The sequence below is a fragment of the Kaistella haifensis DSM 19056 genome (assembly GCF_000735695.2).
Taxonomy (GTDB): Bacteria; Bacteroidota; Bacteroidia; order Flavobacteriales; family Weeksellaceae; genus Kaistella; species Kaistella haifensis.
Map to the genome: position 1 here is coordinate 96,948 of NZ_JASZ02000004.1, position 26,024 is coordinate 122,971.

General features: G+C 36.5%; 28 protein-coding genes and 1 pseudogene. 21 read left to right on the forward strand and 8 right to left on the reverse strand.

All coding sequences use genetic code 11. The features are described 5' to 3' along the window. The first annotated feature begins 2 nt into the window (after positions 1 to 2). From AP75_RS03640 to AP75_RS03665, 6 genes are all read left to right on the forward strand, one after another. On the forward strand, positions 3 to 572 hold the full coding sequence (locus tag AP75_RS03640) for a chemotaxis protein CheB (protein WP_088263613.1): 570 nt from the start codon (positions 3 to 5) through the stop codon (positions 570 to 572). Then, on the forward strand, positions 569 to 943 hold the full coding sequence (locus tag AP75_RS03645) for a response regulator (protein ID WP_088263614.1): 375 nt from the start codon (positions 569 to 571) through the stop codon (positions 941 to 943). Before AP75_RS03640 ends, AP75_RS03645 begins: the two co-directional genes overlap by 4 nt. 30 nt (positions 944 to 973) lie before the next feature. Next, positions 974 to 1,945, forward strand: a complete 972-nt coding sequence (gene rlmF, locus AP75_RS03650; protein ID WP_031501989.1) for a 23S rRNA (adenine(1618)-N(6))-methyltransferase RlmF — start codon at positions 974 to 976, stop codon at positions 1,943 to 1,945. A gap of 123 nt (positions 1,946 to 2,068) precedes the next feature. Then, complete coding sequence (locus AP75_RS03655) at positions 2,069 to 3,529, forward strand: FAD-dependent oxidoreductase (protein ID WP_088263615.1); 1,461 nt, start codon at positions 2,069 to 2,071, stop codon at positions 3,527 to 3,529. 122 nt (positions 3,530 to 3,651) lie between these two features. After that, positions 3,652 to 3,900, forward strand: a complete 249-nt coding sequence (locus AP75_RS03660; protein WP_088263616.1) for a DUF6364 family protein — start codon at positions 3,652 to 3,654, stop codon at positions 3,898 to 3,900. Continuing rightward, on the forward strand, positions 3,900 to 4,319 hold the full coding sequence (locus AP75_RS03665) for a type II toxin-antitoxin system VapC family toxin (protein WP_031501754.1): 420 nt from the start codon (positions 3,900 to 3,902) through the stop codon (positions 4,317 to 4,319). The genes AP75_RS03660 and AP75_RS03665 overlap by 1 nt, the downstream gene beginning before the upstream one ends. 27 nt (positions 4,320 to 4,346) lie before the next feature. Here the strand turns inward: AP75_RS03665 and AP75_RS03670 are convergent, their stop codons facing one another. Beyond that, positions 4,347 to 4,793, reverse strand: coding sequence for a KTSC domain-containing protein (locus AP75_RS03670; RefSeq protein WP_088263617.1), 447 nt, complete (start codon positions 4,791 to 4,793; stop codon positions 4,347 to 4,349). A 250-nt stretch (positions 4,794 to 5,043) separates the two neighbouring features. Here AP75_RS03670 and tyrS point away from each other — a divergent pair, with 250 nt between their 5' ends. From tyrS to AP75_RS14630, 4 genes and pseudogenes are all read left to right on the forward strand, one after another. Further along, a complete protein-coding gene (tyrS, locus tag AP75_RS03675; RefSeq protein ID WP_088263618.1) occupies positions 5,044 to 6,339 on the forward strand; it encodes a tyrosine--tRNA ligase in 1,296 nt (431 codons plus the stop codon). Positions 6,340 to 6,446: 107 nt separating this feature from the next. Continuing rightward, complete coding sequence (locus tag AP75_RS03680; RefSeq protein WP_031504726.1) at positions 6,447 to 7,199, forward strand: acyl-CoA desaturase; 753 nt, start codon at positions 6,447 to 6,449, stop codon at positions 7,197 to 7,199. 576 nt (positions 7,200 to 7,775) lie between these two features. Further along, a complete protein-coding gene (locus tag AP75_RS03685) occupies positions 7,776 to 8,414 on the forward strand; it encodes an alpha/beta hydrolase (RefSeq protein WP_031504728.1) in 639 nt (212 codons plus the stop codon). 269 nt (positions 8,415 to 8,683) lie between these two features. Continuing rightward, a pseudogene (locus tag AP75_RS14630) lies at positions 8,684 to 9,325 on the forward strand (alpha/beta hydrolase). A 14-nt stretch (positions 9,326 to 9,339) separates the two neighbouring features. Here the strand turns inward: AP75_RS14630 and AP75_RS03700 are convergent. The 4 genes from AP75_RS03700 to AP75_RS14215 form a co-directional block, all read right to left on the reverse strand. Beyond that, the gene (locus AP75_RS03700) at positions 9,340 to 10,245 is read right to left on the reverse strand and encodes an IS1595 family transposase (RefSeq protein WP_088263619.1); all 906 of its coding nucleotides are present in this window, start codon (positions 10,243 to 10,245) and stop codon (positions 9,340 to 9,342) included. Between the two features lie 377 nt (positions 10,246 to 10,622). Continuing rightward, positions 10,623 to 11,525 (reverse strand): TIGR01777 family oxidoreductase, encoded by a 903-nt coding sequence (locus tag AP75_RS03705; RefSeq protein ID WP_088263620.1) that lies wholly within the window; start codon positions 11,523 to 11,525, stop codon positions 10,623 to 10,625. A 27-nt stretch (positions 11,526 to 11,552) separates the two neighbouring features. Next, positions 11,553 to 12,197 (reverse strand): MarR family winged helix-turn-helix transcriptional regulator, encoded by a 645-nt coding sequence (locus tag AP75_RS03710; protein WP_031501741.1) that lies wholly within the window; start codon positions 12,195 to 12,197, stop codon positions 11,553 to 11,555. A 189-nt stretch (positions 12,198 to 12,386) separates the two neighbouring features. After that, positions 12,387 to 12,524 (reverse strand): hypothetical protein, encoded by a 138-nt coding sequence (locus AP75_RS14215; protein WP_158212062.1) that lies wholly within the window; start codon positions 12,522 to 12,524, stop codon positions 12,387 to 12,389. An 80-nt stretch (positions 12,525 to 12,604) separates the two neighbouring features. Here AP75_RS14215 and AP75_RS03715 point away from each other — a divergent pair, with 80 nt between their 5' ends. From AP75_RS03715 to AP75_RS03755, 9 genes are all read left to right on the forward strand, one after another. Next, positions 12,605 to 14,068 (forward strand): phytoene desaturase family protein, encoded by a 1,464-nt coding sequence (locus AP75_RS03715; protein ID WP_088263621.1) that lies wholly within the window; start codon positions 12,605 to 12,607, stop codon positions 14,066 to 14,068. 14 nt (positions 14,069 to 14,082) lie between these two features. Continuing rightward, a complete protein-coding gene (locus tag AP75_RS03720; protein WP_031501849.1) occupies positions 14,083 to 14,928 on the forward strand; it encodes a phytoene/squalene synthase family protein in 846 nt (281 codons plus the stop codon). Between the two features lie 26 nt (positions 14,929 to 14,954). Next, positions 14,955 to 15,380, forward strand: a complete 426-nt coding sequence (locus tag AP75_RS03725) for a hypothetical protein (RefSeq protein ID WP_143755800.1) — start codon at positions 14,955 to 14,957, stop codon at positions 15,378 to 15,380. Then, a complete protein-coding gene (locus AP75_RS03730) occupies positions 15,377 to 15,844 on the forward strand; it encodes a sterol desaturase family protein (RefSeq protein WP_031501848.1) in 468 nt (155 codons plus the stop codon). The genes AP75_RS03725 and AP75_RS03730 overlap by 4 nt, the downstream gene beginning before the upstream one ends. Before the next feature lie 35 nt (positions 15,845 to 15,879). Further along, complete coding sequence (locus AP75_RS03735) at positions 15,880 to 16,641, forward strand: lycopene cyclase domain-containing protein (RefSeq protein ID WP_242589757.1); 762 nt, start codon at positions 15,880 to 15,882, stop codon at positions 16,639 to 16,641. Then, on the forward strand, positions 16,622 to 17,116 hold the full coding sequence (locus AP75_RS03740) for an SRPBCC family protein (protein WP_031501767.1): 495 nt from the start codon (positions 16,622 to 16,624) through the stop codon (positions 17,114 to 17,116). Before AP75_RS03735 ends, AP75_RS03740 begins: the two co-directional genes overlap by 20 nt. A gap of 41 nt (positions 17,117 to 17,157) precedes the next feature. Continuing rightward, positions 17,158 to 18,453, forward strand: a complete 1,296-nt coding sequence (locus AP75_RS03745) for a cryptochrome/photolyase family protein (RefSeq protein WP_088263623.1) — start codon at positions 17,158 to 17,160, stop codon at positions 18,451 to 18,453. Positions 18,454 to 18,750: 297 nt separating this feature from the next. Next, the gene (locus AP75_RS03750) at positions 18,751 to 19,767 is read left to right on the forward strand and encodes a nucleoid-associated protein (protein WP_088263624.1); all 1,017 of its coding nucleotides are present in this window, start codon (positions 18,751 to 18,753) and stop codon (positions 19,765 to 19,767) included. Between the two features lie 33 nt (positions 19,768 to 19,800). Beyond that, entirely contained in the window at positions 19,801 to 20,532 is a 732-nt protein-coding gene (locus AP75_RS03755) for a hypothetical protein (RefSeq protein WP_088263625.1), read from the forward strand. Positions 20,533 to 20,566: 34 nt separating this feature from the next. Here AP75_RS03755 and cysK read toward each other — a convergent pair whose 3' ends face one another. Both cysK and epsC read right to left on the reverse strand, forming a co-directional pair. Continuing rightward, positions 20,567 to 21,499 carry a cysteine synthase A gene (gene cysK, locus AP75_RS03760; RefSeq protein WP_031502905.1) on the reverse strand — a complete coding sequence of 311 codons (933 nt, stop codon included), beginning with the start codon at positions 21,497 to 21,499 and terminating at the stop codon, positions 20,567 to 20,569. A 33-nt stretch (positions 21,500 to 21,532) separates the two neighbouring features. Further along, positions 21,533 to 22,348, reverse strand: coding sequence for a serine O-acetyltransferase EpsC (epsC, locus tag AP75_RS03765; RefSeq protein WP_034767097.1), 816 nt, complete (start codon positions 22,346 to 22,348; stop codon positions 21,533 to 21,535). Between the two features lie 275 nt (positions 22,349 to 22,623). Between epsC and AP75_RS03770 the strand changes: the two genes are divergently transcribed. Further along, complete coding sequence (locus AP75_RS03770) at positions 22,624 to 23,550, forward strand: malate dehydrogenase (RefSeq protein WP_031502910.1); 927 nt, start codon at positions 22,624 to 22,626, stop codon at positions 23,548 to 23,550. Positions 23,551 to 23,721: 171 nt separating this feature from the next. Beyond that, positions 23,722 to 25,368: an alkaline phosphatase PafA gene (gene pafA / locus AP75_RS03775; RefSeq protein ID WP_088263626.1), complete on the forward strand. Its 1,647-nt coding sequence runs from the start codon at positions 23,722 to 23,724 to the stop codon at positions 25,366 to 25,368. A 75-nt stretch (positions 25,369 to 25,443) separates the two neighbouring features. Here pafA and AP75_RS03780 read toward each other — a convergent pair whose 3' ends face one another. Then, positions 25,444 to 26,022, reverse strand: a complete 579-nt coding sequence (locus tag AP75_RS03780) for a DUF4136 domain-containing protein (RefSeq protein ID WP_394335368.1) — start codon at positions 26,020 to 26,022, stop codon at positions 25,444 to 25,446. Between the last annotated feature and the right edge of the window lie 2 nt (positions 26,023 to 26,024).

The window sequence follows — 26,024 nt, forward strand, 5'->3', positions numbered from 1 at the left end:
AAATGGAAAATTGCAGCGCATTAATTATTGGCGGATCAGCCGGAAGCATCGAGGTTTTACTGAATGTATTGCCCGGGCTTAATTCTTTTCTGGATTTCCCAATTGTGATTGTATTGCATCGAAAATCCGGGAAAGACAATATCCTGACCGATATTTTATCCACCAAAACACAACTGCGGGTAAAAGAACTTGAAGAAAAAGAAAAAATAAAACCTTCAACCATTTATCTTGCACCTCCGAATTATCACACCTTAATCGAGGCCGATCAAACTTTTTCACTCGATGCTTCCGAGAAAGTGAATTTTTCAAGACCTTCGATCGATGTCACTTTTGAAAGTGCTGCGGAAGTTTTTAAAAATAATCTTGTCTGTTTACTGCTTTCCGGAGCCAATAACGATGGTACTGAAGGACTCAAAAAAGTAAAAGATAAAGGTGGAAAAGTGATCATTCAAAACCCCAATTCGGCCATTGTAAGGTATATGCCCGAATTCGCAATAGAACACGTAAACCCAGATGCAGTCTTGAACGATTCAGAAATGGCTGCATATATAAATAAGCTCTCACAAAAATGAATCCTACCACAGCAAAAAAAATATTTATCTTCGATGATAATCTGGAAATTCTGGAACTGTGCACCGAAATTCTTGAAGATTTGGGTTGCGAAGTAAAAACATCGCCCACAACAAATAATGTAGAACAACAAGTGTTGGATTATATGCCGGATCTTATTTTCATGGACAATTGGCTTCCTGACATCAGCGGGATTGAAGCTACAAGAATGTTAAAATCTAACGAAAATTTAAAAAACATACCTATTCTTTATTTTTCGGCAAACAGCAATATTGACGCATTAGCCAATGAAGCAGGTGCTGATGATTATCTTGCAAAACCTTTCGATATCGACCAATTTGAAGAAGTGGTCAAAAAATATATCGGAGCATAATCCCTCAAAATTAAGACTGATAACCCCAAGATGACCATTAAAAAAAATACTCCCGAGAAAACACGACTTCATCTTCGCAATAAAAACCGTGAAGCGTATGATCTGGAAGCTTTAAAAAAAGCCGTTCCGGAACTCGAGCAACACATTAAACCCAATAAATACGGAGCGGAATCCGTGGATTTTGCTAAACCTGAAGCTGTAAAATTGCTTAACCAAGCGTTGCTGAGTCATTATTACGGGATAAAAAATTGGGATTTTCCGGATGAAAATCTTTGTCCGCCGATTCCGGGAAGAGCAGATTATCTGCATTATATCGCCGATCTTTTAACACAAACCAACTTCGGAAATCTGCCTGAAGGAAACAAAATTACCGCTTTAGATATCGGCGTTGGAGCCAATTGCATATATCCCATCATCGGGGTTACCGAATACGGCTGGAATTGCATAGGTTCGGATATTGCTCCAAAATCTGTAGAAACTGCTAAAAAAATAGTCGAAGCAAACGACAGTTTAGCAGGCAAAATCGAGATTAAATTACAACAAAATTCCGACGCTTTTTTTGATGGAATTATTGGTGAAAACGACAAAGTAGATCTCACTTTCTGCAATCCTCCGTTTCATTCCTCTTCCGAAGAAGCAGAAAAAGGAACCCAAAGAAAATTAAAAAATCTTACCGGTAAAAAACCTCAAAAAGCAACGCTCAACTTCGCCGGAATCAGCAATGAACTGATTTATGAAGGTGGAGAAGCCGCTTTTATCCATAAAATGATTCGCGAAAGCAAACAATTCGCAGAGAATGTTTTCTGGTTTTCCACTTTGGTTTCCAAACAAGGCAACCTGAAAGGAATCTACAAACTCCTCAACGAAATGGAAATTGTTCAAATAAAAACCATTCCGATGGGAACAGGAAACAAAAGCACCCGCATCATCGCATGGAGCTACCTTCCGAAAGCCAAACAACAAGAATGGCGAGAACAAAGATGGATTAGCAAAAACAAATAATCCCAATCAGTTTTATAGTATTTATGGGCAATTGCGTTATTTTTTTATTTTAATTTTTAAAAAATCTATTCACTTTCATTAAAATAATTTTTAAAGATTAAAAATCAGCGGAAACCATCAAAAATGACGGAAAACGAAAGAAAATATTGGACAATTTGCCCGGAATGTCTGGGAATTGGCAAAAAAAAGCGCCGAATCCGAAAAAGCGTGCGACTTCGTTACCTTGCCGAATTAGAAAATTTTGAAAAATCCGGTAAACAAGGAAAACCACCCGTTCTCCCGATTCCTCATAGCTATTCTTGCCCAAATTGTTCAGGTTCCGGTTTGATCGTTTCTGAAGCACTTCCCGCTCCGGATTTCGAACGATTTCCGCATGTTTCGATTATTGGCGGCGGGATTGGCGGCGTTGCGCTTGCGGTGGCTTGTTTGCATCGTGGCATTCCTTTTACGCTTTTCGAAAGAGATTTAAGTTTCGATTCGCGTTCACAAGGTTATGGACTCACCCTTCAACAAGCGAGTAAAGCGATTGAGGGTTTTGGAATTTTTAGTTTAAAAAAATCCGTGGTTTCTACCCGACATTTGGTTCATAATCCCGACGGAAAAGTCGTTGGCGAATGGGGAATGCGAAAATGGCTCGAAAATGCTGCCGAAAAAACACCACGAAAAACCAATGTTCATATCGCCAGACAAGCTTTGCGTGCAGCGCTTTTGGAACAACTCGACAATAAAAATAACATTCATTGGAATCACCGACTTCTGGACATTAAAAAAAATAAAACCGGAAAATTAGAATTGCAATTTGAAAACGGCGATCAAACAAAAACAATTCACACCGATTTGGTTGTAGGAGCCGATGGAATTCGAAGTACGGTAAGAAATTTTTTAATTAAAGATGACAAGTTTCCATTAAGATACTTGAATTGTATTGTCATTCTTGGAATTTGTCCTTTGAGTGCATTGAAAAATCAGGAAAGTAATTTGCTGGATTCCGCAACGGTTTTTCAGACAGCGAATGGGCACGAAAGAATTTATGTGATGCCTTACGATTCGGAATCTGTGATGTGGCAACTCAGTTTTCCGATGGGGGAAGAAGAAGCCAAAATTTTGAGTGCAAAAGGATCATCCGCTTTAAAAGAAGAAGCCATTCGCAGAACTCCGTGGCACGCTCCGATTCCTGAAATTTTATCGGCAACTCCGGAGGTTTTCGTTTCAGGTTATCCGGTGTATGACCGCGAATTATTATCACCAGAATCTTTTGAAAATGCAGGATCTATCACTTTAATTGGCGATGCTGCACATCCAATGAGTCCATTTAAAGGTCAAGGTGCGAATCAGGCGTTGCTGGATGCATTATCACTGGCTCGGGAAATTTCCAGAAATTGCAATCCATCTTCCGATTGGCGAAAAAACGGCATTCGGAAAACGGTATTAACAAAATTTGAATCAGAAATGCTGGAGCGCAGCGCAATAAAAGTAGCCGATTCGGCCGCGGCAGCAGAATTTCTACATTCTGAAATTGCTTTGTACGAAGGCGATGAACCGCGTGGAAAGGTTTTAAAAAGGAAAAAAAATCTGGGGAATTAATCCGCCATCACTTCGCCCTCTTGAACAATTTTATTTTTTAACAAAAAATAATACGTGTAAAAACATTAAAAAATCCACGTGTTTAATTTTATTTTGTAAATTTGTATTCAAATATAGCTACGATGAATAAAAAACTCACTTTAACCATCGATCAATCCGTTATTGAAAGGGCTAAAAAATACGCGCGAAAAAAGGAAAGAAGTCTTTCAGATTTAATTGAAAATTACCTGAAAGCTTTAACAACAGAGGAATTTTCGAAACAGGGAGAACTTTCTCCGAAGGTTAAATCTTTAAAGGGTTCATTCAAAATACCTGAAGATTTCGATTACAAAAAAGAATTATCCGAACGATTGACTGAAAAATATTTGTAATGGATAAGGTTTTAATTGATACCGACGTTATTCTTGATTTTCTGTTTGATAGAAAACCATTTTCAGAAGACGCAGCCCAAATTTTGAGTTGGTGCGAAAACAGTAAAATTCAAGGTTTTGTAACTTCAATCGTGTTGAGTAACATTTATTATCTGCTCAGAAAAACTGCAAAACATGAAAAAGTGATTGAAAATCTAAAAATGTTATTGAATATTGTTGATGTTATAACAACCAATAAAGATGCAGTTTTAGACGCTTTACATTCAGAATTTAAAGATTTTGAGGATGCACTTCAGAATTTTTCTGCTCAAAACAGCAATGAAATCAAGGTAATTATTACCAGAAATATTAAAGATTACAAAACAAGTAATTTAGCAATAATGGAACCTGAAACTTACATTAATCTTGTCAAAATTTAGAACATTGACAAGGTTAAAGTTCAGAAATTAATCCGCCATCACTTCCCCGGATTTTCTATAAATAAAATTTCCATAGATGTGTCTTCTCGCAAAACGGCTCGGCGAATCCGCATTCACCATTTTGATGTAAGTATTTCTTGGAACGCCGATGTATTCGTACATTTTCCCATTAAAATGCTGGACTTTTAAGATGGATTTCTCCAAATAAAAATCCTGAATAATGGATTGGGTAATGGTTTCCGTATATTCTTCTTTATATTTCTCCTGAGTTTCCGGGTTGATGCTCACCAGAAAATGATAAGCCTCGATTACTGATTTGCTTTTTTCCTCAGCATCCGCTTTTCCGGCTTCGTCATTCACAAATTTATCGGGATGCGCATCTTTCATCGTGCTTCTATACACTGTTTTCAGGTCTTTCAGTGTTGCAGATTGATCAACTCCCAACAATTTTCGGTATTCGCCAATTCTTTTCATATTTGTATCTCTATTTTCGGGGTGCAAAATTAGGCTTTTATAATTAAATGATAATCTGTGATTTAGATTTTGGCTAAAGCCATCTTGAAATTCAACTTTTGGCGGGCTAAAGCCCACCTCTATTGATCATTAAAAAAGCAAATCATTTTTTCAACTTAAATTTCTAAAAATTAGAAAACCCCAATAATTCCGAAACTTGCAATTTGTAACTCGAAACCTTATCTTTGCTAATTAAATAATTTTTAAGAGAATGAATTCCTTTATTGAAGAACTGAAATGGCGCGGACTTTTTGCCGACATGATGCCCGGAACCGAAGAACAACTGAACAAAGAAATCACTACCGCTTATATCGGTTTTGATCCTACCGCAGATTCTTTGCACATCGGAAGTCTTATTCAGATCAAAATTTTGGCTCATTTTCAGCAACACGGTCACAAACCTATCGCTTTGGTGGGCGGTGCAACCGGAATGATCGGTGATCCTTCGGGAAAATCCAACGAGAGAAATCTTTTAGATGAAGCGACTTTAAGCCACTATGTGGATTGCTTGAAAAACCAACTTTCGAAATTTTTGAAATTCGACGGAGATAAAGCCAACAAAGCTGAATTGGTGAATAATTATGATTGGATGAAGGAATTTTCTTTCCTAGAATTCATTCGTGAAATTGGGAAAAATATCACCGTAAATTACATGATGGCGAAAGAGTCGGTAAAAAAGAGAATTACCGGCGAAGGTGGCGCAGAAGGAATGAGTTTCACCGAATTTACTTACCAGCTTTTGCAAGGTTACGATTTCCTGCATTTGTATCGTGAAAAAAATGTGAAACTGCAAATGGGAGGTTCCGATCAGTGGGGAAACATCACCACCGGAACAGAACTTATCCGAAGAAAAGCACAAGGAGAAGCTTTCGCTTTGACGGTTCCATTAATCACCAAATCCGACGGTTCCAAATTCGGAAAATCGGAAAGTGGCGAAAATTATTGGCTTGATCCAAAGAAAACATCGCCTTATAAATTTTACCAATTTTGGGTGAATGCAACCGATGAAGATGCAGAAAGATTCATAAAATTCTATACATTTTTAAGCAAAGAAGAAATCGAAAACCTGATTGCTGAACACAAAACTGCTCCACACGAGAGAAAACTTCAGAAGAAACTCGCCGAGGAAGTTACCGTTTGGGTTCACAACCGCGAAGAATTTGAAAAAGCAGTGAAAGCTTCGGAAATCCTTTTCGGGAAATCTACTGCTGAAGATTTGGTGAATTTGGACGAAGCTACTTTTCTGGAAGTTTTTGAAGGAGTTCCACAAAAGGAAATCGACAAAAATGAAGTGTTGGGAAGCAGCTTGATCGATTTAATTTCCGAACAATCCGGATTCCTGAAATCGAAAGGTGAAGCAAGAAGAGAATTACAAAGCAACGCGATTTCCATCAACAAAGAAAAAGTGAACGACAGCTTTTCTGTATCAGAAAAAGACCTTATCGACGGAAAATTCTTATTATTGCAGAAGGGCAAAAAAAATTATTTCATCGTAAAAGCAATATAACCAGAAACGAAAATCCGGAAAAACAATCCGAATTTTTTTTCATAGCAACATTTTAAGCCGGTCCAACCGCCAATTTTTTAATTTTTAATTTTTTATTCCTATTTCTAATGGTCATCATTATTTTCATCGCAGTTCTATGGTATTCAGGGCTGTTTTTCCAGACTTTTTTCCTTCACCGGTACGCAGCACATCAAACCTACAAGATGTCGAGATTTGGTGAAAAATTATGCTATGTTTTAACTTGGATTACCCAAGGTTCCAACTATCTTTCTGCGTACGGTTATGGAGTAATGCACAGAATGCACCACGCATATGCAGACACCGAAAAAGATCCTCATTCACCGAAATACGACCACAACCTTTTCACGATGATGTGGCGTACCAAAACGATTTACCAGCAAATCAACCAGCAAAAGGTTAAAATCGAGGAGAAATTCACCAAAAACGTTCCTCAATGGGAAAGTTTCGACAGGTTCGCAAGTTCTTGGGGTTCCCGCATTGGTTGGGCAATTGCCTACACTGCATTTTTCTATTTCTTTGCGACGGCGTGGTGGCAGTGGATTTTACTTCCGGTTGCGTACATGATGGCGCCAATTCATGGGGTTATCATCAATTGGTTCGGACATATTTACGGATACGTGAATTTTAAAGTTTCAGACACCTCAAAAAACCTTTTTCATTTCGATTGGTTGATGATGGGCGAAGGTTACCACAACAATCACCACAAACATGGCGGAAGAGCCAATTTCGGTGGCGTAAGATGGCACGAAATCGATGTAACTTATTACATCATGATTCTTTTGGATAAAATGAAACTCATCCAGCTAAAACCTGTAGCAAAAGTTACGAGAGAAATATAAATCAATCGGGTTTACGAAACCTGAATTTTACTAAAAATCTAAATCCTGAATTTCTTGTTCAGGATTTTTTTTTGCTTTAATCTCAACTCAATAATTCAAATTGAATATTCATTTATAATTTTTTTACTTAGAAATTTGAAACGAATAAACTGCTTATTTTAAATTAAAAATTCAATTCAATTGTTCGCTTAGATATTCATTAATTCTTTTTTTTAACAAAGAAATTTAAAACAAATAAACTGCTTATTTCAATTTAAAAATTAATGCAAGGAAGTTTCAATTTTCATGAGAAATAACTCAGATTTTTCTGATGCCTTAATGATTACGAATGTGAATTGCACTCAATTTTTATTTATAATTACTTAAAGTAAAATTTACTATTTTATTGTATTTAGTTTATTTTCAAATGTTAAAATATATTTTATTTAAAGCTAAACTTTAGATAAAATGTTAAATATAAAAAATGTTTAATTATACTACATTTCTAGAACTAGAAAAATTTAAATGAAAAAATAATTGAAAATTCCATTGATATTTCTTCATTGCGACTCCTAAAAAATAGAATATCTTTGTTCTATGGATTTACATTATTTGGTTCGCGAACCGCAAAACTTGAACTCGAAAACTCCACTTTTAATTTTACTTCACGGCTACGGAAGCAACGAAGAAGATCTTTTTTCCTTCGTCCCTACTCTACCCGAAGATTGGTTGGTTGTTAGTTTTCGTGCGCCTCTGAATTCGCAATATGAAGGTTATTCTTGGTACGACATCGATTTGATGAACACGGAAAACCGAATCGATATTCCCCAAGCCAAGGAATCACTGAACGGAATTTTAGAAAATATTTTGAAAATCAGCAATCATTACGGTTTGACGGATAACGAAACCCATTTGTGCGGATTCTCGCAGGGAGGAATTCTGTCGTATGCATTGGCTTTAGAAAACCCGCAATTATTCTCGAAAGTAGCCTGCCTGAGTTGTTATCCGGAAGAAAAACTGCTGGAAAACATAGTGAAGGATAAAAAGAAACTCGAAAGATTGAGATTTTTCATTTCTCACGGAACCGAAGACGCGGTAATCCCATTGGAATGGGGCCGAAAAGCAGCTGATTTGTTGTACGATTTAAGCTGTTATTTCTCCTTCCGAGAATACATTAGCGGACACGGTGTAAACCAGAAAAACTACATGGATTTGATGGATTTCTTTAAAAAATAATGAAAAACTGGCTGTTTCTGATTTGCGTTTCTGTACAATTTTCAGCTCAAATCATTTTAAAAGTAACGGAAATCCATACAGCCACTCCAAAGAATAGCACTATTTATGTTGCAGGGAATTTCAATGGATGGAATCCGAATGCTGCCTCTTTAATTGCTGATGAAAAAGGAAATTATAGCATTACGTTGCCTGAAAAAGATGGACCAATCGAATACAAATTCACCCGCGGAAGTTGGGAGACCGCCGAGGGAGACGCTTCCGGAAAGCCAATGCCTAACCGCCATACCACATTCGCGTGCAAGCCACAAACAGTTGAAGCGAAAATTATTTCCTGGGAAAAAACGAGCGAAAATACGAGCACTGCAGCCAAAAATGTACACTTGATTAGCGATTCATTTCTGATTCCGCAACTCGGAAGAACAAGAAAAATCTGGATTTATCTTCCACCTGATTACGAAAGCGGGAAGAAAAAACATCCTGTAATTTATATGCAAGACGGGCAAAATCTCTTCGACAATTCTACCTCGTTTTAAGGAGAATGGGAAATCGACGAAACCCTGAACCAACTTTTTTCAGAAGGCGATTACGGCGCTATCGTAGTAGGAGTCGACAATGGTGGCAGCCATCGAATTGATGAATACACCCCTTGGAAAAACTCGCAATACGGAGGTGGAGAAGGCGATTTATATTCAGATTTCTTAGCAAAAACATTGAAACCTTACATTGATAAAAATTATAGAACGCTTCGAAATGCAAAAAACACAGCATTAATTGGCTCTTCAATGGGTGGATTGATTTCTTTCTATACCGGATTAAAATATACCGAAAAGTTTAGAAAACTTGGCATCTTCAGTCCGAGTTTTTGGTTTGCAGAAGCCGATTTGAAATCATTTATTCAAAAAAATTATTGATTATCCGTTTTTAATCATAATCCTGTAATGTTAGCAATAATAAGCCTTTCAAAGAGTCTATCTCCAAAATATCTTCGATTTAGCTTGTAGATGAATTCGTTGAGATAGAGTTGAAGATACTTTCTTTTTATTTTGTGGTAATTGCCCAACAAATTTCTTTTGGCGTTGCTAATGGCAATATGAACCCATTTTAAAGTTTCTTCGGTAGTTTCTTTTGAACTTTTTTCCATAATATGAAGCTCTACAAAATCTGAAATATCCACATAAGAAGTGCTTTTATCTGTAAAAACAATACTCTGATTATCTATAGATTCTTTAATGGCTTCATTGATTTCTTCTCCACTGTGTCCATCTAAAACCTTCGCTTTAAAGAAGCGAACATGTTTTTCTTTTTTTCCAGTATCAATATCTTCTAACGGTGTTGATTCTGCTATCATCGCTACATTTTGTTTCCCAACTGAACCTTTTCCACGAATTCCTTTTTTCTGCTCTATTTCGCTAGATTCTACTGTAAAATAGGCTTCGTCAAATTCTATCATCCCTTCCAAAGTGTATTGTGCATCTCGGTTTCCCATGGCTTTTCTTATCTTATGAACCATTGCCCAAACTGGTTCATACCTCTTTAATCCCAATTGTTTTTGGATTTCTTTGGCTGAAAATCCTTTCTTGGTAACACTCATCAAAAACATGGTTTTGTACCAAATTAGAAAAGACAAATTCGAATTTTTCATGATGGTTCCGCTTTTCAAAGAAGTTCGACTTCTGCATTTTTTGCATTCATAACTTAATCTGCTCTTTATCCAAAAATGTTCTGTGCTTCCACATTTGCACGTGAGTCCTATTTTATCTCTCTCAGATTTAAAATGATTTATACAATCATCTTCTGTCCCAAAATGTGCTGAAAAACTGAATAAATTCATATCTAATTGTTTGATTACTACAAATATACAAAAATTATGATAAATTACGGATATTCATTCCTGTTTTTTGATAAAATGAATAAATTTTATTATTTTTGGTCATAAACGGATGATGTTTAGTGTGTTACTTCACAAATTGCAAAATTTTTGACCTATTTTTATCAATCATATTTGTACCATAAAGATTGTAACTAATTGACTACTATATATGTTCATTTTCGAAGAAGTAAAATAATGATCGATTAAAACCGGTTAACAATAATCATAAAAACGCTGTAAGCTATTTGTTTACAGCGTTTTGTTTGTTTTTTAAATCGAATAAAGAATTTTTTTAGATCAAAAAAAATTAGGGATAAATCTTTTTCTAAAGGTGATGCCTACTTTACCACATTTTTCAACGCGTGATCAAGCTCGTTATATTTAAAAATAAACCCTTTTGATTTAATTTTTTGGTTGCTGGCATTTACTCCGTTTAAGATCATTTCGCTCATTTCACCCATGGTAAGTTTCAAAATTACGCCAGGAACAGCCATTGGAATGTAATTTTTATCCATTGATTTCGCTAAGGTTTTCATTAATTGTGCATTTGTCGGAACTTCGTCTGCACAGGCGTTGAAGGTACCACTCATGTCTTCATTTTCAAGAGCGAATACTAACATACCCACCAAATCGTCCACATGGATCCACGGAAAATATTGCTTACCACTACCAACTGGTGAAGCAAGATGAAGATTCGTTAATTTTTTTAAAGGTTCCAGAAATCCACCATGGGCCGAAATTACAGGAGAAATTCTAAGTTTTACAATTCTTTCCGAAATTGCTTCGAAGCGGTTTGCGGATTCTTCCCACAAACGACAAACTTCCGTAAGAAAATCTTTTTTTTGCGGCTCATCATTTTCCGTAGCAGCCTTTTCATCATTCCAATCACCGTAATAATTAATTCCTGAAGCCGAAATGAATGATTGTAATTTAATGTTTTTTTCCTTAATTTTCTTTTCTATAAATAGGGCAGAATCCACGCGGGAACTGATGATTTCCTTCTTGTATGCCTTAGTCCACCGTTTAGCAATTGTTGCGCCTGCCAAGTGGATGATGCTGTGAATGCCTTCCAGAGCACCTTCTTCCAAATAGTCATTTTCATAATTCCAGACAAATTCATGGTCGAATATGTTTTGTTTTTTCCTCACCAAGCAATGTGCGGTATAACCTCTTTCCTTAAGCGCAGAATACAATTTTTTCCCTACCATTCCGCTAGCTCCCGTGATTAAAATTTTTTTCATTTTAATTTTTTTTAATGTTGTGGAGATTTAGATTAAATTATTAATTTCCGTAATGTCAGAATCTTTGTATTGGTGATAGACATTAAAGTGAAATTCGTTTAATTTTTTTAAAGTTTTAAGTAAATTATCCTTTTCTTCAGTATCTAATTTTGCAGATAAAACTCTGGAAGTGATGCTTACAGATTCAACGGATTGATGAAAATACTTTTTACCAAGTTCGGAAATTTTCAATCGGGTTACCCGCTTATCTTTGCTGTCCGGAATTTCCTCCAGCAGATTGTTTTTCACTAATCTTCTGATGATTTCCATTCCTGTCTGTTTTTCATGGGCATTCTTTTCAACCAGTTGCATTTTGGTTAGCAAAGGTTCGTCCATAATTCTATAGAGGTAGGTGAACTCTTCGTTGTATAATTCCGGAAAATCTTGCAGTCCTCTACGAATCATTTGCTTTGTAAAACGAGAAAGCAGGATCACTTGCTTGGCAATTTCATTTTCTAAATCGTTGACCTTCTTGTGCTCACTCTCCGAGATAAATCGTGGGCTTTGACTTTTGTAATGCTTGTCATTTAAAAAATTACGAAAATCCTCAATGGTGGAATCGTTTTTAGAGCTTCCTGAATTTTCAAATTCTTGAACTTCTAAAAGTAAATTGATAAAAAAATTGGTATTCATTATTAAGAGATTAAAAATTGAGGTTGCGAATGTGGTTTTGCATAAGACAATTTCGCAATTTTTTCCGGTACAAAATACGTAACTAATCCGTAATTCATCCGTGTATTTTCTAGGTTTAAAAATCCGACTTTCTCTAAACGGGAAGGCTTAACAACCAGATGTTGGATTTCGCCGATGACTTAATCCATGTTATTTATAAAATTCTTGCTCAGTGGTGTTTAAATCTTCAGTAAATTGGTAAATACTTTTTGGACGCTCGCCATACGGTAAAATATAATCAGAATAAGCTTCTATAATGCTGCCTTTTGTAAAAACTTCTGTTTTCATTTTATAAGTGAATTGTTAATTGGTAAAAGATTATACAAATATAAAAATAAAAGTATATATTTGGACAATTATTTTTACTCATGAAAAAAGCTATAATTATTGGGTCCGGTTTTTCATCTTTGTCTGCGGCGTGCTACCTCGCAAAATCTGGATTTAATGTAACTGTTTTAGAAAAAAATGAACAGCTTGGAGGAAGGGCTTCCATGATGGAGATTGATGAATTCAAGTTCGATATGGGACCGAGTTGGTATTGGATGCCTGATGTTTTCGAACGTTTTTTCGCAGATTTTGGAAAAAACGTCTCAGAATATTATACGCTTGAAAAACTTTCTCCGGCTTACCGAGTGGTTTTTGGTAAAAATGATTTTATTGATATAGAAGATACTCCAGAAAAAATTATCCAAACTTTTGAAAGTATTGAAAAAGGTTCGGGAAAGCATCTGAAAAAATTTATGAGTGAATCGCAAGAGAATTATGATATCGCTATGAAGGATTTGGTTTATCAGCCGGGGCTTTCAGTAACGGAATTGGTGTCGTGGGAAACAGCAAAGCGACTAGGTCTTTTCGTAAAAAATATCAGTCAGCAAATCCGAAAAAATATAAAAAATCCAAAACTGAGAAGTATTTTGGAATTTCCCGTCCTGTTTTTGGGCGCGAAACCAAAGGATACACCCGCTTTTTATAATTTTATGAATTATGCAGACTTTGGTTTGGGAACTTGGTATCCGAAAGGCGGTTTTAATGCCGTTGCTTTAGGGATGGTGAAATTGGCCAAAGAATTAGGTGTGGATTTCAAAACCAATGCCGCGGTGCAATCTATACAGACAGAAAAGGGTAAAGTAGTGAGTGTTTCTACGGAAAAAGAAACCTTCGCTGCCGATGTTTTTATTTCGGGAGCGGATTATGCCCACACTGAAAATCTACTTAAAAATAACAGAAACTACAGTGAAGAATCTTGGAAAAAGAAAACTTTTGCTCCCAGCTCGTTGCTTTATTATGTTGCTTTTGATAAGAAAGTTGAAACTTTGGAACATCATAATCTGTTTTTTGACACCGATTTTGAGCAGCACGCTGAGGAAATTTACGACACAATGACCTTCCCGAAATCGCCATTGTTCTACGCTAATTTTTCCAGCAAAACGGACAGCTCGCTTTGTCCAGAAGGTAAAGAAATTGGATTTTTCCTTATTCCGATTGCGGTGGATTTAGAAGATTCGGAAGAGATCCATGAGCATTATTTTAATTTAATATTAGATAGGATTAAGGATTCAACCGGTGAAGATCTGAGGCCGAAGATTTTATTCAAAAAAAGTTTTGGAACCCAAGATTTCAAAAATCGCTATAATTCTTGTCGGGGGAACGCTTATGGTTTAGCAAATACGCTAATGCAAACTTCTGTGCTAAGACCTTCCATAAGAAATAAAAAATTAGATAATTTCTTTTATACAGGTCAGTTAACCGTTCCTGGTCCTGGGGTACCACCCGCATTAATTTCCGGAAAGGTGGTAAGTGAATATATTTTAAGCAAAGGAAAATTTAATTAATAAAGAAGATCATTATGAATAATTTTCAAAAATTCAATAAAATTTCAGATTGTACTTCTCAGTTGGTAACCAAACAGTACAGCACTTCTTTTTACTGGGCCTCTTCGTTATTCAGTCGGGAGATTCGTCAGCATATTTATAATATTTATGGCTTCGTACGGTTTGCTGATGAAATAGTCGATACCTTCCATGATTATGATAAGCAGAAATTGCTTAATGAATTCGAAAGAAATTACAGAGAAACTTTGGAAGACGGAATTTCACTTAATCCTGTGATTCAGTCATTCTGCAGAACTCAAAAAGAAAATAATATTCCGCAGGATTTGGTCGATGCATTTCTATATTCCATGAAAATGGATTTAGGCGAGATTAAAGATTTAAATGATGAATTGTATAATCTCTACATTTATGGAAGTGCAGAAGTGGTGGGATTAATGTGTTTAAAAGTCTTTGTGAAAACGCAAGAGGACTACGAAAAAATGAAACCTTATGCACAAAGTCTTGGTGCAGCTTTTCAAAAAATCAATTTTCTTCGGGATATTTCCGCTGATTACAACGATTTGAATCGCACCTATTTCCCAAATGTGAATTTTCTGGATTTTTCAGAAAGAGAAAAAGCAGAAATAGAATTAAATATTAAGAGCGATTTTGAAAAGGCGCTCATCGGAATCAAGATGCTTCCTTTATCAAGCAGAAGCGCAGTTTTTATGGCGTACAAGTATTACATCAGTCTTTTCAAGAAAATCAGAAAACAGCGTGCAGAAACCCTGATGAAAAGTAGAATCCGTGTTTCTAACGCAAGGAAAATTTATCTGATGGGAGAGATGCTTCTAACTAAGAATTTATACTTTATTCGATGAAATTTTTGATCATAATTTTTACGCTGATGTGCAATATTATTTTTGCTCAAAACCTCAAAGAGCTGAGAAATTATTTAATTAAAGGTGAAAAATCTTCAGCTGCAGCAATACAATTGATGGAGAAATCTGAGGCGCTTATTAAACAAAATAAATTGCCTATTTATCAAGGTTTTTACAGTGTCGGACAATTTTTCATGGCAAAACATGCTGCCAATCCTTTTAAAAAATTATCTTATTTTAAAGAAGGAAAAAAAAGCCTGAATCATGCAATTAGCAGCGATTCGAAAAATTTGGAATTGAGATTGTTCAGACTGATGACCCAAGAACAGGCACCAGCTTTTCTGAATTATACCGATAATATTAAAGAAGATCGCTCATTTATTTTGAAAAATTATGAAAATATAACGGACGAAGATTTGAAAATTTTCATTAAAAAATATTTAAAAAAATGATTCTACTATATTTGGCAATCACAGCAGTTACTTTTGTAGCAATGGAAGGCATCACATGGCTAACCCACAAATACATCATGCATGGACTTCTCGGCTGGTATTTTCACGAAGATCATCACCAACCTGGCTATTCACACGTTTTCGAGAAGAACGATTTTTTCTTTGTGGTTTTTGCTATTCCTTGTATGATTTTGTTTTATCTCGGAACTGTGGGCGGAATTACCTGGTTAGCATTTTTAGCAGCGGGAGTTTTACTCTACGGAATTTGCTATTTTTTGGTCCATGATGTACTGATACACCGAAGGTTCAAATGGTTTGATAAAGTTGACCACTGGTACTTCCGAGGGTTGAGAAAAGGACATAAAATTCACCACAAACATTTAGGAAAAGAAGATGGCGAATGTTTCGGAATGCTTTACGTACCCAAAAAATATTTTATTGAAGCCAGAAAAATGCGCAAATAGTTGATTCATGATGTTTTGTTGGACTTTTTACATAAATGATTAACGATGAACTAACCATTATCATGGAGAAATATTACTATATCCTTTTAAATATCGCGACATTTTCAGTGCCGTTTTTTTTTAGTTTTGAAAAGAAGTGGATGCATTTTGCGCGATTTTGGAAACCATATTTTCTAGCAATTATCAGCGTTGGATTATTCTTTATTATTTGGGATATCTTCTTCGCATATTCCGATATTTGGGGTTTCAACGATCAATACTTATTAGGATTTAGAATATTGAAATTGCCTATCGAGGAATGGCTGTTCTTTCTTCTCATTCCTTATTCCAGTAATTTTATCCATTACTCACTGGAATATTTCTTTCCAAGATTACAGTTAAGTAAAATTGCTACGCAGATCATCAGCATCGCGCTACTAATAATTTCTTTGGGCGTTGTGCTGAGTAATTATGATCGATTGTACACCTTGTGCAGTTTCGGTTTATTTGCCTTGCTCATGTTGGCCCAAATCATCTATCAGTGGAAATATGCCCGACGTTTTTATCTAAGTTTTATCCTGATTTATCTGCCATTTTATTTTGTAAATGGTGCTTTGACAGGAAGTTATTCGGCAAATCCCGTAGTATATTATGATAATGCTGAAAATCTTGGAATTCGTGTGGGAACCATGCCACTGGAAGATTCTTTCTATTGTTTTTCGATGCTTTATAGCAGCGTATTGCTTTTTGAATTTTTAAAGAAAAAAATGAATTTAGATCAACCGATTAGAATCAATCATGGACATAAAAATAACTAAACAATCTGGCATTTATACCTTGACTTCTAGACAGGTTTTGCCAATGCCCCTGGAAAAAGCATGGGCATTTTTCTCTTTACCGCAAAATTTAGACAAAATTACCCCAGTTGATATGGCGTTTTCCATCACCAATAATCCACCAAATTACACCTATCAAGGACAAATCATTACCTATAAAATAGGAGTTTTTCCTTTGATTAAAAGTAATTGGGTAACGGAAATTACGCACCTGAAAGAAGGCGAGTTTTTTGTCGACGAACAACGTTTCGGGCCTTATGCGATGTGGCACCATGAACACCATTTTGAAGAACTACAAGATGGCAAAGTTCTTATGACAGATATTGTTAATTTCAAATTACCGATGGGATTTGTTGGCGATCTGGTAGCAGGATTTTTTGTGAAAAACAAAGTGAGAAAAATCTTCGAAAGTAGATTTAAAATTTTGGGAGATTTATTTCCTGCTCACAGTTCGTAAGCTCAATTCAATACCACCATGTATAAAATATAGTTTTAATAATGAAAATCAACATATTCTGGTTCAGAAGAGATTTACGATTAGATGATAATCATGGGCTGTATCAGGCATTATCGCAAGATTTAAAAGTAGTTCCCATCTTCATCTTCGATCAGCAAATTCTAACTCAACTTTCCGATAAGAAAGACAAGCGCGTTCAATTTATTTACGAGGCAATTGAAAGGTTAAACAGAAAGTTAGCAAAGGTGGCTTCTGGAGTTGATATATATTATGGCAACCCAAAGGAAGTTTTCGAAAAAATTATTAAAAAATATGATGTTCATTCCGTTTTCACCAACGAAGATTATGAACCGTATGCGCTGAGAAGAGATGATGAAATTCGTAAATTTCTACAATCAAAAAGCATTGAATTTAAAACTTTTAAAGATCAAGTCATTTTCGCACCACAGGAAGTTTTAAAGAAAGATGGGCAGCCGTTTCAAGTGTACAGCCCGTATGCTAAACAATGGGAATCTCAATTACCTGAACATTTAGAAGAGTACAAATCAGAAGATTTATTAGATCATTTTTTTCAATTTACACCGAATCATTTAACGCTGAAAGATATTGGTTTTGAAAATGCAGGAGAAATTTTTCAAAAGCCCAGTTTAAGTGAGGATTTACTGAAACAATATGGTGCAAAAAGAAATTTCCCCGCAGCAGATGCAACTTCAAAAGTGTCCGTCCATTTAAGATTTGGAACAGTGGGAATTCGGAAATTGGTAAATTACGCAAGGAAAAATAGTAATAAATTCCTTCGGGAATTGATCTGGAGAGAATTTTTTATGATGTTGCTCTATCATTTTCCACACACCGTCACCAAATCCTTCAAGCCTAAATATGATCAGGTGAAATGGGAGTTCGACGAAGATAAATTTAAAAAATGGTGCGAAGGAAAAACAGGTTTTCCACTGGTGGATGCTGGGATGAGAGAGCTTAATGAAACTGGTTTCATGCACAACCGAGTTCGCATGCTCGTAGCAAGTTTTTTAATCAAAGATTTGCATATTGATTGGAAAATTGGGGAAGCGTATTTTGCCAATAAATTGTTGGATTATGATCAGGCGCAAAATATTGGAAATTGGCAATGGGTAGCAGGTTCAGGTGCAGATGGTTCACCTTATTTTAGAGTTTTTAATCCATATCTGCAGCAGGAGAAATTTGACAAAAATTTCACCTACATAAAAAAATGGATTCCCGAATTTGGAACAGCAGATTACCCAAAGGAAATGGTTAACCACGATGAGGAAAGAAAAAAAGCCATCGAGTATTATAAAGATGCCTTAAACAGTGATTAAATTTATGGTGATTTCATTTTTTTTTAATATTAAAATAAGCACAAAGCGCAGATGCAAATTAATTTCGAGGTCAATCAAACAGTGCAGATGATGAACAAATTACTGACTATAATGGAGTAAAATACTCATGTATTAAAATGCCCGTGGCAGCAGCAATTGCCATCTTTCATCTTTCAAAGTTTTATCATTAAAATCAGCCATTTTTTTTGAATAAAATGTTTTCTGTGGAAATTTCCATGGAAACTTTCTCGCTTCTTCCTTTTAGAATATCTTTGCAACTTTATTTAAAACTTAAAAATGCTCTCAAAAATTATCGTTCATAAAGTCGGAAACAGAATCAATCAGGAATCTTTAATCCTTTCCCAAGAAGAATTGCAACTGGAGGAAGACATGAAAGAATTGCTTGAAGATTTCTTTCTGAAAGCCTTCAAATCAGAGGAACAGTTTTGTTTTTACAGCGACACTTATTTGGTTAATAATCCTGTGTACAGCTCAGTTTCCGAGATTTTTGAAGACAAAAACAAATTCGTTTACGAAGCGGAAAATATTGCGCAACATTTGTATGATATCGCTGAAAATCCGCGGGTACAAAGCGGCGAACTCTTCATCGTTTATTTTGAAGGCGAAGAAAACGCCGACGGAAACAAAATCGATTCAATCGGGATTTTCAAAACCGAAAATAAGAATCCTTTCCTGAAAATTTTCCCTCAGAACGAAGCTTTCGAAATCGAAAAAGATTACGGAATTGGGCTTTCCAAGCTGGATAAAGGCGCGTTGATCTACAACAGCAGCAAAGAAACAGGTTATGCTGTTTCGGTGGTTGATAACAACAAAAATGGCGATATGTACTATTGGTTCGAGGATTTCTTGAAAGTGAAACAGCGCGACGACGAATATTTTCAAACCCAAGAAACGCTCACGGTTTACAAAGAATATATCACCAAGCAACTTCCCCAGGAATTTGAAACAACCAAAGCCGACCAGGCCGATTTCCTCAACAAATCCATCAACTTTTTCAAGGAAAAAGAAACCTTTGATTTTGATGAATTTACCAACGAAGTTTTGGAAGATCCTAATGTTATCGAGAGTTTCAGCAATTTCAAATCCGATTATGAGCAAGAAATGCAGGTTTCCATTTCCGAAGATTTTGCCATCAGTGAAGCGGCGGTGAAGAAGCAAAGCCGAGGTTTCAAAAGTGTGATCAAACTCGACAAAAATTTCCATATCTACGTTCACGGCGACCGAAAACTCATCGAAACCGGACAAGATGAGAAAGGGAAATATTACCGACTTTATTTCGAAGAAGAACAATAAAAAAGCAATCCTTTAACTTAAAATTTACCCAAAATGCAGGACGGTTCTTTCGTGGTTTTTCTTAAAAATAAATTGCAGCGATTCAAGGGGCAAACCGTTTCGCGTGCTTCTAGCAAGGCGGAAACCGATTTTTCTGCCATTGATTTTATTAAAATTATAGACCTTGATTCTTTTGGGAACTTGATGCTATTGGTGTTTAATGATTTCTTTTTAAGTATTGATTTTGGGAATTCGGGAAGCATGTTGGTGAACAAAACTAAAAAAGCAGCCGCCGATTTTTCTTTGCATTTTCCACATTCCGAGATCAATTTTTATTCGTGCGAAACTAAAATTCATCAAGGAAAACCGAATGATTATTTCCAATTTCCTAATGATATTTTAAATAAAAAATTTGATGGAGAATTGGCGTTGAGCAAACTTCAGCAATATTTCGCGGAAGAAAATATCGGAAATGCTTTGATGGAAAAAAGTGTTTTTGTTGGAATGGGCGATCTCATCAGAACCGAAGCACTTTATCGGGCAAAAATTCATCCGGAAAGTTTGGTAAAAAATATTCCGGAAAAAAAACTGATCTTCCTGATTGTAAGCGCTGTGAATTTCGCGGATGAACTTGTTGAATATTTTAAAAATGATGAGGTCAATTCAAAAGCATTGATTTTTGAGAAGAAAATGTGTCCGAAAGATAAATCGGAAATTCAGATAGCTATTTCTACGGAAACTAACCGGAAGATTTACATTTGCCCGAAATGTCAGAAACTATTTTAATAAAAAAATCCTGCCGAAACAGGATTTTTTTGTTTTAATATTCGAAAGCACTTTCCTCGAAAAGTCCGTCAACAGACCAGTATCTTTCGCCGGTATCGTAATTGAAAGTAAGAATTTTCGATCCTTCCGGAATTTCGGAAAGTTTTTTGTTAATCGCTGCCAAAGAAGCTCCGGTAGAGATTCCCGCGAGAATTCCTTCCTGTTTTGCTAGTTTTTTGGTGAATTTGTACGCTTCGTCTTTTTCCACCTGAATGGTTCCGTCGAGAATTTCGGTATTCAAAACTTTCGGGATAAACCCAGCTCCGATTCCTTGTAATGGGTGCGGACCGGGATTACCTCCGGAAATTACCGGTGAATCTTTTGGTTCCACAGCGAAGCTTTTCAGATTCGGGAATTGTTGTTTCAAAACTTGGGTAACACCGGTGATGTGGCCGCCGGTTCCCACTCCCGTGATCACATAATCGAAACCTTCGGGGAAATCGTTGAGAATTTCCTGAGCGGTAGTTTTCTGATGAATTTCAGGGTTTGATGGGTTTTCGAACTGTTGAGGAATCCAAACATTATCGAGGGTTTCTGCCATTTCTAATGCTTTTTTTATTGCTCCGGAAGTTCCGAGTTCTCTTGGAGTCAGCACAAATTTAGCACCATAAGAAGACATCAGTTTTCTGCGTTCCACACTCATGCTTTCGGGCATTACCAAAACGAGTTGATAGCCTTTCACGGCACAAACCATTGCCAATCCAACGCCGGTGTTTCCGGAAGTTGGTTCTACAATAAGGGTATTTTTATTGATTTTGCCTTCTCTTTCAGCTTTTTCGATCATTGCGAGTGCAATTCTGTCTTTGATGCTGCCGCCGGGATTTTGGCGTTCAAGTTTCATCCAAACTTCCACATTTTTATCAAAAATAGAATTGATCTTAACGAGTGGAGTGTTTCCAATGGCTTCTAAAACATTATTAATCTTCATGATATGAGGTATTTATTTAAAATTGTATTTGAATTAAATGATGAAATTAATCGGCTCATTTGCCGGGAATTTGTTTTTCACCGTAACTTGTCCTTTGTGAAATACCACTGAATTTGGTGCCACACTTTCTGTGACCCAAACATTTCCACCGATGAGCGAGTTTTCACCGATGATGGTTTCGCCACCGAGAATGGTTGCGTTGGCGTAAATCACGACCTGATCTTCGATGGTTGGATGACGTTTTTGATCCTGTAAATCTTTCGTAACAGAAAGTGCGCCTAAAGTTACCCCTTGATAAATTTTTACATTTTTCCCAATAATCGAGGTTTCGCCGATGACGACTCCGGTACCGTGGTCGATAAAGAAATTTTCGCCGATTTCTGCGCCGGGATGAATATCGATTCCGGTTTTGCTGTGGGCATATTCGGTCCAGATTCTTGGTATCAGTGGGATTTTGTTTTTAAAAAGTTCGTGAGAAAGTCTGTAAACAGCGATTGCGAAAAATCCGGGATAGGAAAACATCACTTCTTCCACATTTTGTGCAGCGGGATCGTTTTCAAAAATATATTGCGCATCGTTTTCTAGTGAACGATAAATTTCGGGGAATTTTTCAAAAAAAACATCGCTTTCCACGGTTTCGTGACCGGTCATCACCGTAGATAAAATTTCGGTGAATTCTGTTTTAAAATCACTAAGCCTTTGCTCAATCAGTTCAATTTCGGAGCACCGCTGATATTCCAAAAAAAAGATAAACCGAAAAAAGCGATCGATAAAATTCTCAGTTTTCCGCTTGTCGATATCGAATTTTCTGTTGTGATAGCCCAAATGGAGATGTTCGGTGAAAGTCATGTGAGGGATATTTCAAACAAAGGTAACTAAGAATTAAGAGAATGCGGTTGATGTAGGGTAATAAAAAATCAACCAAGATCATTTATAAAATAAATAAATTCTAAATTTAGAATTGCCCACCACTTCAATATTTCTTAAATTTGTCCTAAGACATTGAAGGATTTTTTAAGCAAAATTTTCCTTTTTGTCGATTATTTTTAAACAATAATAAATTAAATAATAAATATGAAACCGAAAGGTTCCATATCTCCGTTAAAAACAATAAATAATTAGATATGAAAGTAACCGTTGTAGGTGCAGGTGCTGTAGGCGCAAGCTGTGCTGAATACATTGCGATGAAAGATTTCGCTTCAGAAGTAGTTTTAGTTGATATCAAAGAAGGTTTTGCGGAAGGCAAGGCGATGGATTTGATGCAAACCGCTTCATTAAACGGGTTTGATACCAAAATTACCGGAACTACCGGAGATTACAGCAAAACCGCAGGTTCTAAAGTTGCCGTAATCACTTCCGGAATTCCAAGAAAACCTGGTATGACCAGAGAAGAGCTGATCGGCATCAACGCAGGAATTGTAAAGGATGTGACTGCGAATCTGGTAAAACATTCTCCGGATGTCATCATCATCGTGGTTTCCAATCCAATGGATACCATGGCTTATTTAGTTCACAAAACTTCAGGATTACCTAAAAATAAAATCATCGGAATGGGTGGAGCGTTAGATTCTGCACGTTTCAAATATAGATTGGCAGAAGCATTAGAAAGCCCCATATCAGATGTTGACGGTATGGTGATTGCCGCACATAGCGATACCGGAATGCTTCCCTTAATGAGCAAAGCCACAAGAAATGGTGTGCCTGTAACCGAGTTTTTGTCAGAAGAACAGCAAAACTATGTTGCAGAAGAAACCAAAGTAGGAGGAGCTACACTTACAAAATTACTCGGTACTTCAGCTTGGTACGCACCGGGCGCAGCGGTTTCTGTGTTGGTACAATCCATCCTTTGCGATCAAAAGAAAATGATTCCTTGTTCACTAATGTTGGATGGCGAATATGGCGAAAGCGATATCTGTTTGGGTGTTCCTGCAATTATCGGTGCTAATGGCGTTGAGAAAATCGTAGACATCACCCTTACCGATGCGGAGAAAGCGAAATTCGCAGAAGCAGCGAAAGCAGTAAGAGAAGTAAACGGAGATTTGAAATTCTAAAAATTTCTCTATTCAAATAAACAACCTTCCGGGAAATAATCTGGAAGTTTTTTTTTTAAGTGAACTTTAAAATTTTAGTTTCATCTTAAAAATAGAACAATTTAATAGGAACTTAACTCCATTCCCACACAAACCTATTATCTTTGTATTTCTTTAATAAAAGTAAAAATCATGTCCAAAAAAATTCAAATTTTAGCCCTTGTTTTCTTGTCGGCTTTCAGTATGAATGCTCAAAAAAATAAAACAACCCAACTCGAAAGGCCCAAGTTGGTGGTAGGTTTGGTGATCGATCAGATGCGTTGGGATTACCTGTACCGCTACTACGACAAATTCGGGAATGACGGTTTTAAAAGACTTTTAAACCAAGGATATTCTTTAAATAATGTGCATATCAATTATGTTCCTACGGTTACTGCGATAGGTCATACTTCGATTTATACAGGCTCGGTTCCGGCGATTCACGGGATTGCGGGGAACGATTGGACGGACAAAAATACCGGCAAAAATGTATATTGCACCACCGACGAAACGGTGTTGCCAGTAGGAACTTCCAGCAAAAAAGTAGGAAGTCACTCTCCGAAAAACCTATGGTCAACTACGATTACTGACGAGTTGCGAATGGCGACTAACTTTCAGGCAAAAGTTGTGGGCGTTTCATTGAAAGATCGAGCGTCGATTCTTCCGGCGGGGCATAATCCAACCGGAGCTTTCTGGTTCGATGATTCGTCCGGGAATTTTGTGACAAGTTCTTATTATAGCAACGATTTGCCTCAATGGTTGAAGAATTTCAATGGGCAGAATTTACCAGATAAATTAATCGCAAACGGATGGAACACTTTGCTCCCAATCGATCAATACACCGAAAGCTCACCGGATAATTCTCCGTGGGAAGGATTGCTCGGAAGTGCAAAAACACCTACATTTCCTTACAGCAATTTAGCTCAAGATTATCAAGCCAAAAAAGATAATATCCGATATACGCCTTTTGGTTCTACTTTAACTCTGAAAGTTGCCGAAGCTGCTTTGGATGGTGAACAATTGGGAAAAGACAATGTAACGGATTTCTTAGCTGTAAATATCGCTTCCACAGATTATGCAGGACATAAATTTGGACCCAATTCCATTGAAGTTGAGGACGTTTATTTAAGATTAGATGCGGATTTGGCGGATTTCTTCAAAATGTTAGATGCTAAAGTAGGGAAGGGACAATACACCGTTTTCCTTTCAGCTGATCATGGTGGCGCACATTCCGAAGGTTTCATGAAAGAACATAAAATGGCAACTGGATTCTTTGCTGATAATGCTGAAAAAAACTTAAATGATCTTCTAAAATTAAAGTATCAATACGATAAACTCATCATCGGGATTGATAATTACCAGATTTATTTGGATCAAAATTATATGAAAGCCAATAAGCTCAATGCAGAAGAAGTTGCGGATTATTTGGTGGATGAGTTGAATAAAGATCAAACTGTTCTTTTCGCTGTGAATTTGAAAAAGATCGGGCAATCACCCATTCCGGAACCCATTAAATCTAGAATAATCAATGGTTACAACTGGCAGAGAAGTGGCGATATTCAGTTGGTTTCCCACGATTCGATGTTGCCACCCTATTCCAAAACCGGAACCACCCATAGTGTTTGGAATTCTTATGATTCCCATATTCCTTTGATTTTCATGGGATGGGGTTTCAAAAACGGAGAAAGCAATAGAGATTATAACATGACCGATATTGCACCGACTTTATCCGCTTTGCTCAGAATCCAATTCCCAAGTGGAAACATCGGAAACCCGATTGTGGAAGCTTTAGGAAAGTAAAATTGAATAAATACTAAAAGAAAAAGAGCGCGCTGAAATACAGTGCGTTCTTTTTTATTATTAACATTAAAAAAACTATTTTCCTTTTTGTGGAGGGTAATTTGCCATGATTTCCGAAACAATTTCCGGGATTTGTTTTTGTTTCTGTTTTGGCGAATCTACTGAAATTCCGCTTCCGACTCCCTGCCAAACCAGTTTTTGTGTTTTTGCATCAATCAAATCTACGATCAAAGAACCTTGGTTATAATTGGAAGTCCAAGTTCTGTTCACCCCAACTCCCCAACCGAAAGGACCGCCCCAACCGTACATTCCGTAAGGTCTCGTGCTTTGTACATCCTGAATTTTCTTGTGGTTGGCTTTCACATTTACGATCAAATCCGGGTTATCCGCAACGCTCATGCCTTTGGTTTGCAATTGCTTGGAAACCTCATTCAAAACGCGGTCTTTATCAATATCATTGAGTTTCAAATCGTCGATTCTCAGTTTATAGGTTTTATAAGCATTGAAGTTTGCGGTTTCTGCGTAATCGGATTTTACATTAAAAGGACTACAAGAAGTTAATCCCAAAGTAGCCGAAGCCAGCAACAGGAAAAAATATTTTTTGCCCATCGCTTTAAAATTTGTTTTGCGGTATTTGATAATTGTTGATTTCATCG

Excerpts from the sequence above, each read along its gene's own strand:
- AP75_RS03640 (WP_088263613.1), top strand. The coding sequence starts at position 3 with ATGGAAAATTGCAGCGCATTAATTATTGGCGGATCAGCCGGAAGCATC.
- AP75_RS03645 (WP_088263614.1), top strand. The coding sequence starts at position 569 with ATGAATCCTACCACAGCAAAAAAAATATTTATCTTCGATGATAATCTG.
- rlmF (WP_031501989.1), top strand. The coding sequence starts at position 974 with ATGACCATTAAAAAAAATACTCCCGAGAAAACACGACTTCATCTTCGC.
- AP75_RS03655 (WP_088263615.1), top strand. The coding sequence starts at position 2,069 with ATGACGGAAAACGAAAGAAAATATTGGACAATTTGCCCGGAATGTCTG.
- AP75_RS03660 (WP_088263616.1), top strand. The coding sequence starts at position 3,652 with ATGAATAAAAAACTCACTTTAACCATCGATCAATCCGTTATTGAAAGG.
- AP75_RS03665 (WP_031501754.1), top strand. The coding sequence starts at position 3,900 with ATGGATAAGGTTTTAATTGATACCGACGTTATTCTTGATTTTCTGTTT.
- AP75_RS03670 (WP_088263617.1), bottom strand. The coding sequence starts at position 4,793 with ATGAAAAGAATTGGCGAATACCGAAAATTGTTGGGAGTTGATCAATCT.
- tyrS (WP_088263618.1), top strand. The coding sequence starts at position 5,044 with ATGAATTCCTTTATTGAAGAACTGAAATGGCGCGGACTTTTTGCCGAC.
- AP75_RS03680 (WP_031504726.1), top strand. The coding sequence starts at position 6,447 with ATGGTCATCATTATTTTCATCGCAGTTCTATGGTATTCAGGGCTGTTT.
- AP75_RS03685 (WP_031504728.1), top strand. The coding sequence starts at position 7,776 with ATGGATTTACATTATTTGGTTCGCGAACCGCAAAACTTGAACTCGAAA.
- AP75_RS03700 (WP_088263619.1), bottom strand. The coding sequence starts at position 10,245 with ATGAATTTATTCAGTTTTTCAGCACATTTTGGGACAGAAGATGATTGT.
- AP75_RS03705 (WP_088263620.1), bottom strand. The coding sequence starts at position 11,525 with ATGAAAAAAATTTTAATCACGGGAGCTAGCGGAATGGTAGGGAAAAAA.
- AP75_RS03710 (WP_031501741.1), bottom strand. The coding sequence starts at position 12,197 with ATGAATACCAATTTTTTTATCAATTTACTTTTAGAAGTTCAAGAATTT.
- AP75_RS14215 (WP_158212062.1), bottom strand. The coding sequence starts at position 12,524 with ATGAAAACAGAAGTTTTTACAAAAGGCAGCATTATAGAAGCTTATTCT.
- AP75_RS03715 (WP_088263621.1), top strand. The coding sequence starts at position 12,605 with ATGAAAAAAGCTATAATTATTGGGTCCGGTTTTTCATCTTTGTCTGCG.
- AP75_RS03720 (WP_031501849.1), top strand. The coding sequence starts at position 14,083 with ATGAATAATTTTCAAAAATTCAATAAAATTTCAGATTGTACTTCTCAG.
- AP75_RS03725 (WP_143755800.1), top strand. The coding sequence starts at position 14,955 with ATGTGCAATATTATTTTTGCTCAAAACCTCAAAGAGCTGAGAAATTAT.
- AP75_RS03730 (WP_031501848.1), top strand. The coding sequence starts at position 15,377 with ATGATTCTACTATATTTGGCAATCACAGCAGTTACTTTTGTAGCAATG.
- AP75_RS03735 (WP_242589757.1), top strand. The coding sequence starts at position 15,880 with ATGATTAACGATGAACTAACCATTATCATGGAGAAATATTACTATATC.
- AP75_RS03740 (WP_031501767.1), top strand. The coding sequence starts at position 16,622 with ATGGACATAAAAATAACTAAACAATCTGGCATTTATACCTTGACTTCT.
- AP75_RS03745 (WP_088263623.1), top strand. The coding sequence starts at position 17,158 with ATGAAAATCAACATATTCTGGTTCAGAAGAGATTTACGATTAGATGAT.
- AP75_RS03750 (WP_088263624.1), top strand. The coding sequence starts at position 18,751 with ATGCTCTCAAAAATTATCGTTCATAAAGTCGGAAACAGAATCAATCAG.
- AP75_RS03755 (WP_088263625.1), top strand. The coding sequence starts at position 19,801 with ATGCAGGACGGTTCTTTCGTGGTTTTTCTTAAAAATAAATTGCAGCGA.
- cysK (WP_031502905.1), bottom strand. The coding sequence starts at position 21,499 with ATGAAGATTAATAATGTTTTAGAAGCCATTGGAAACACTCCACTCGTT.
- epsC (WP_034767097.1), bottom strand. The coding sequence starts at position 22,348 with ATGACTTTCACCGAACATCTCCATTTGGGCTATCACAACAGAAAATTC.
- AP75_RS03770 (WP_031502910.1), top strand. The coding sequence starts at position 22,624 with ATGAAAGTAACCGTTGTAGGTGCAGGTGCTGTAGGCGCAAGCTGTGCT.
- pafA (WP_088263626.1), top strand. The coding sequence starts at position 23,722 with ATGTCCAAAAAAATTCAAATTTTAGCCCTTGTTTTCTTGTCGGCTTTC.
- AP75_RS03780 (WP_394335368.1), bottom strand. The coding sequence starts at position 26,022 with ATGAAATCAACAATTATCAAATACCGCAAAACAAATTTTAAAGCGATG.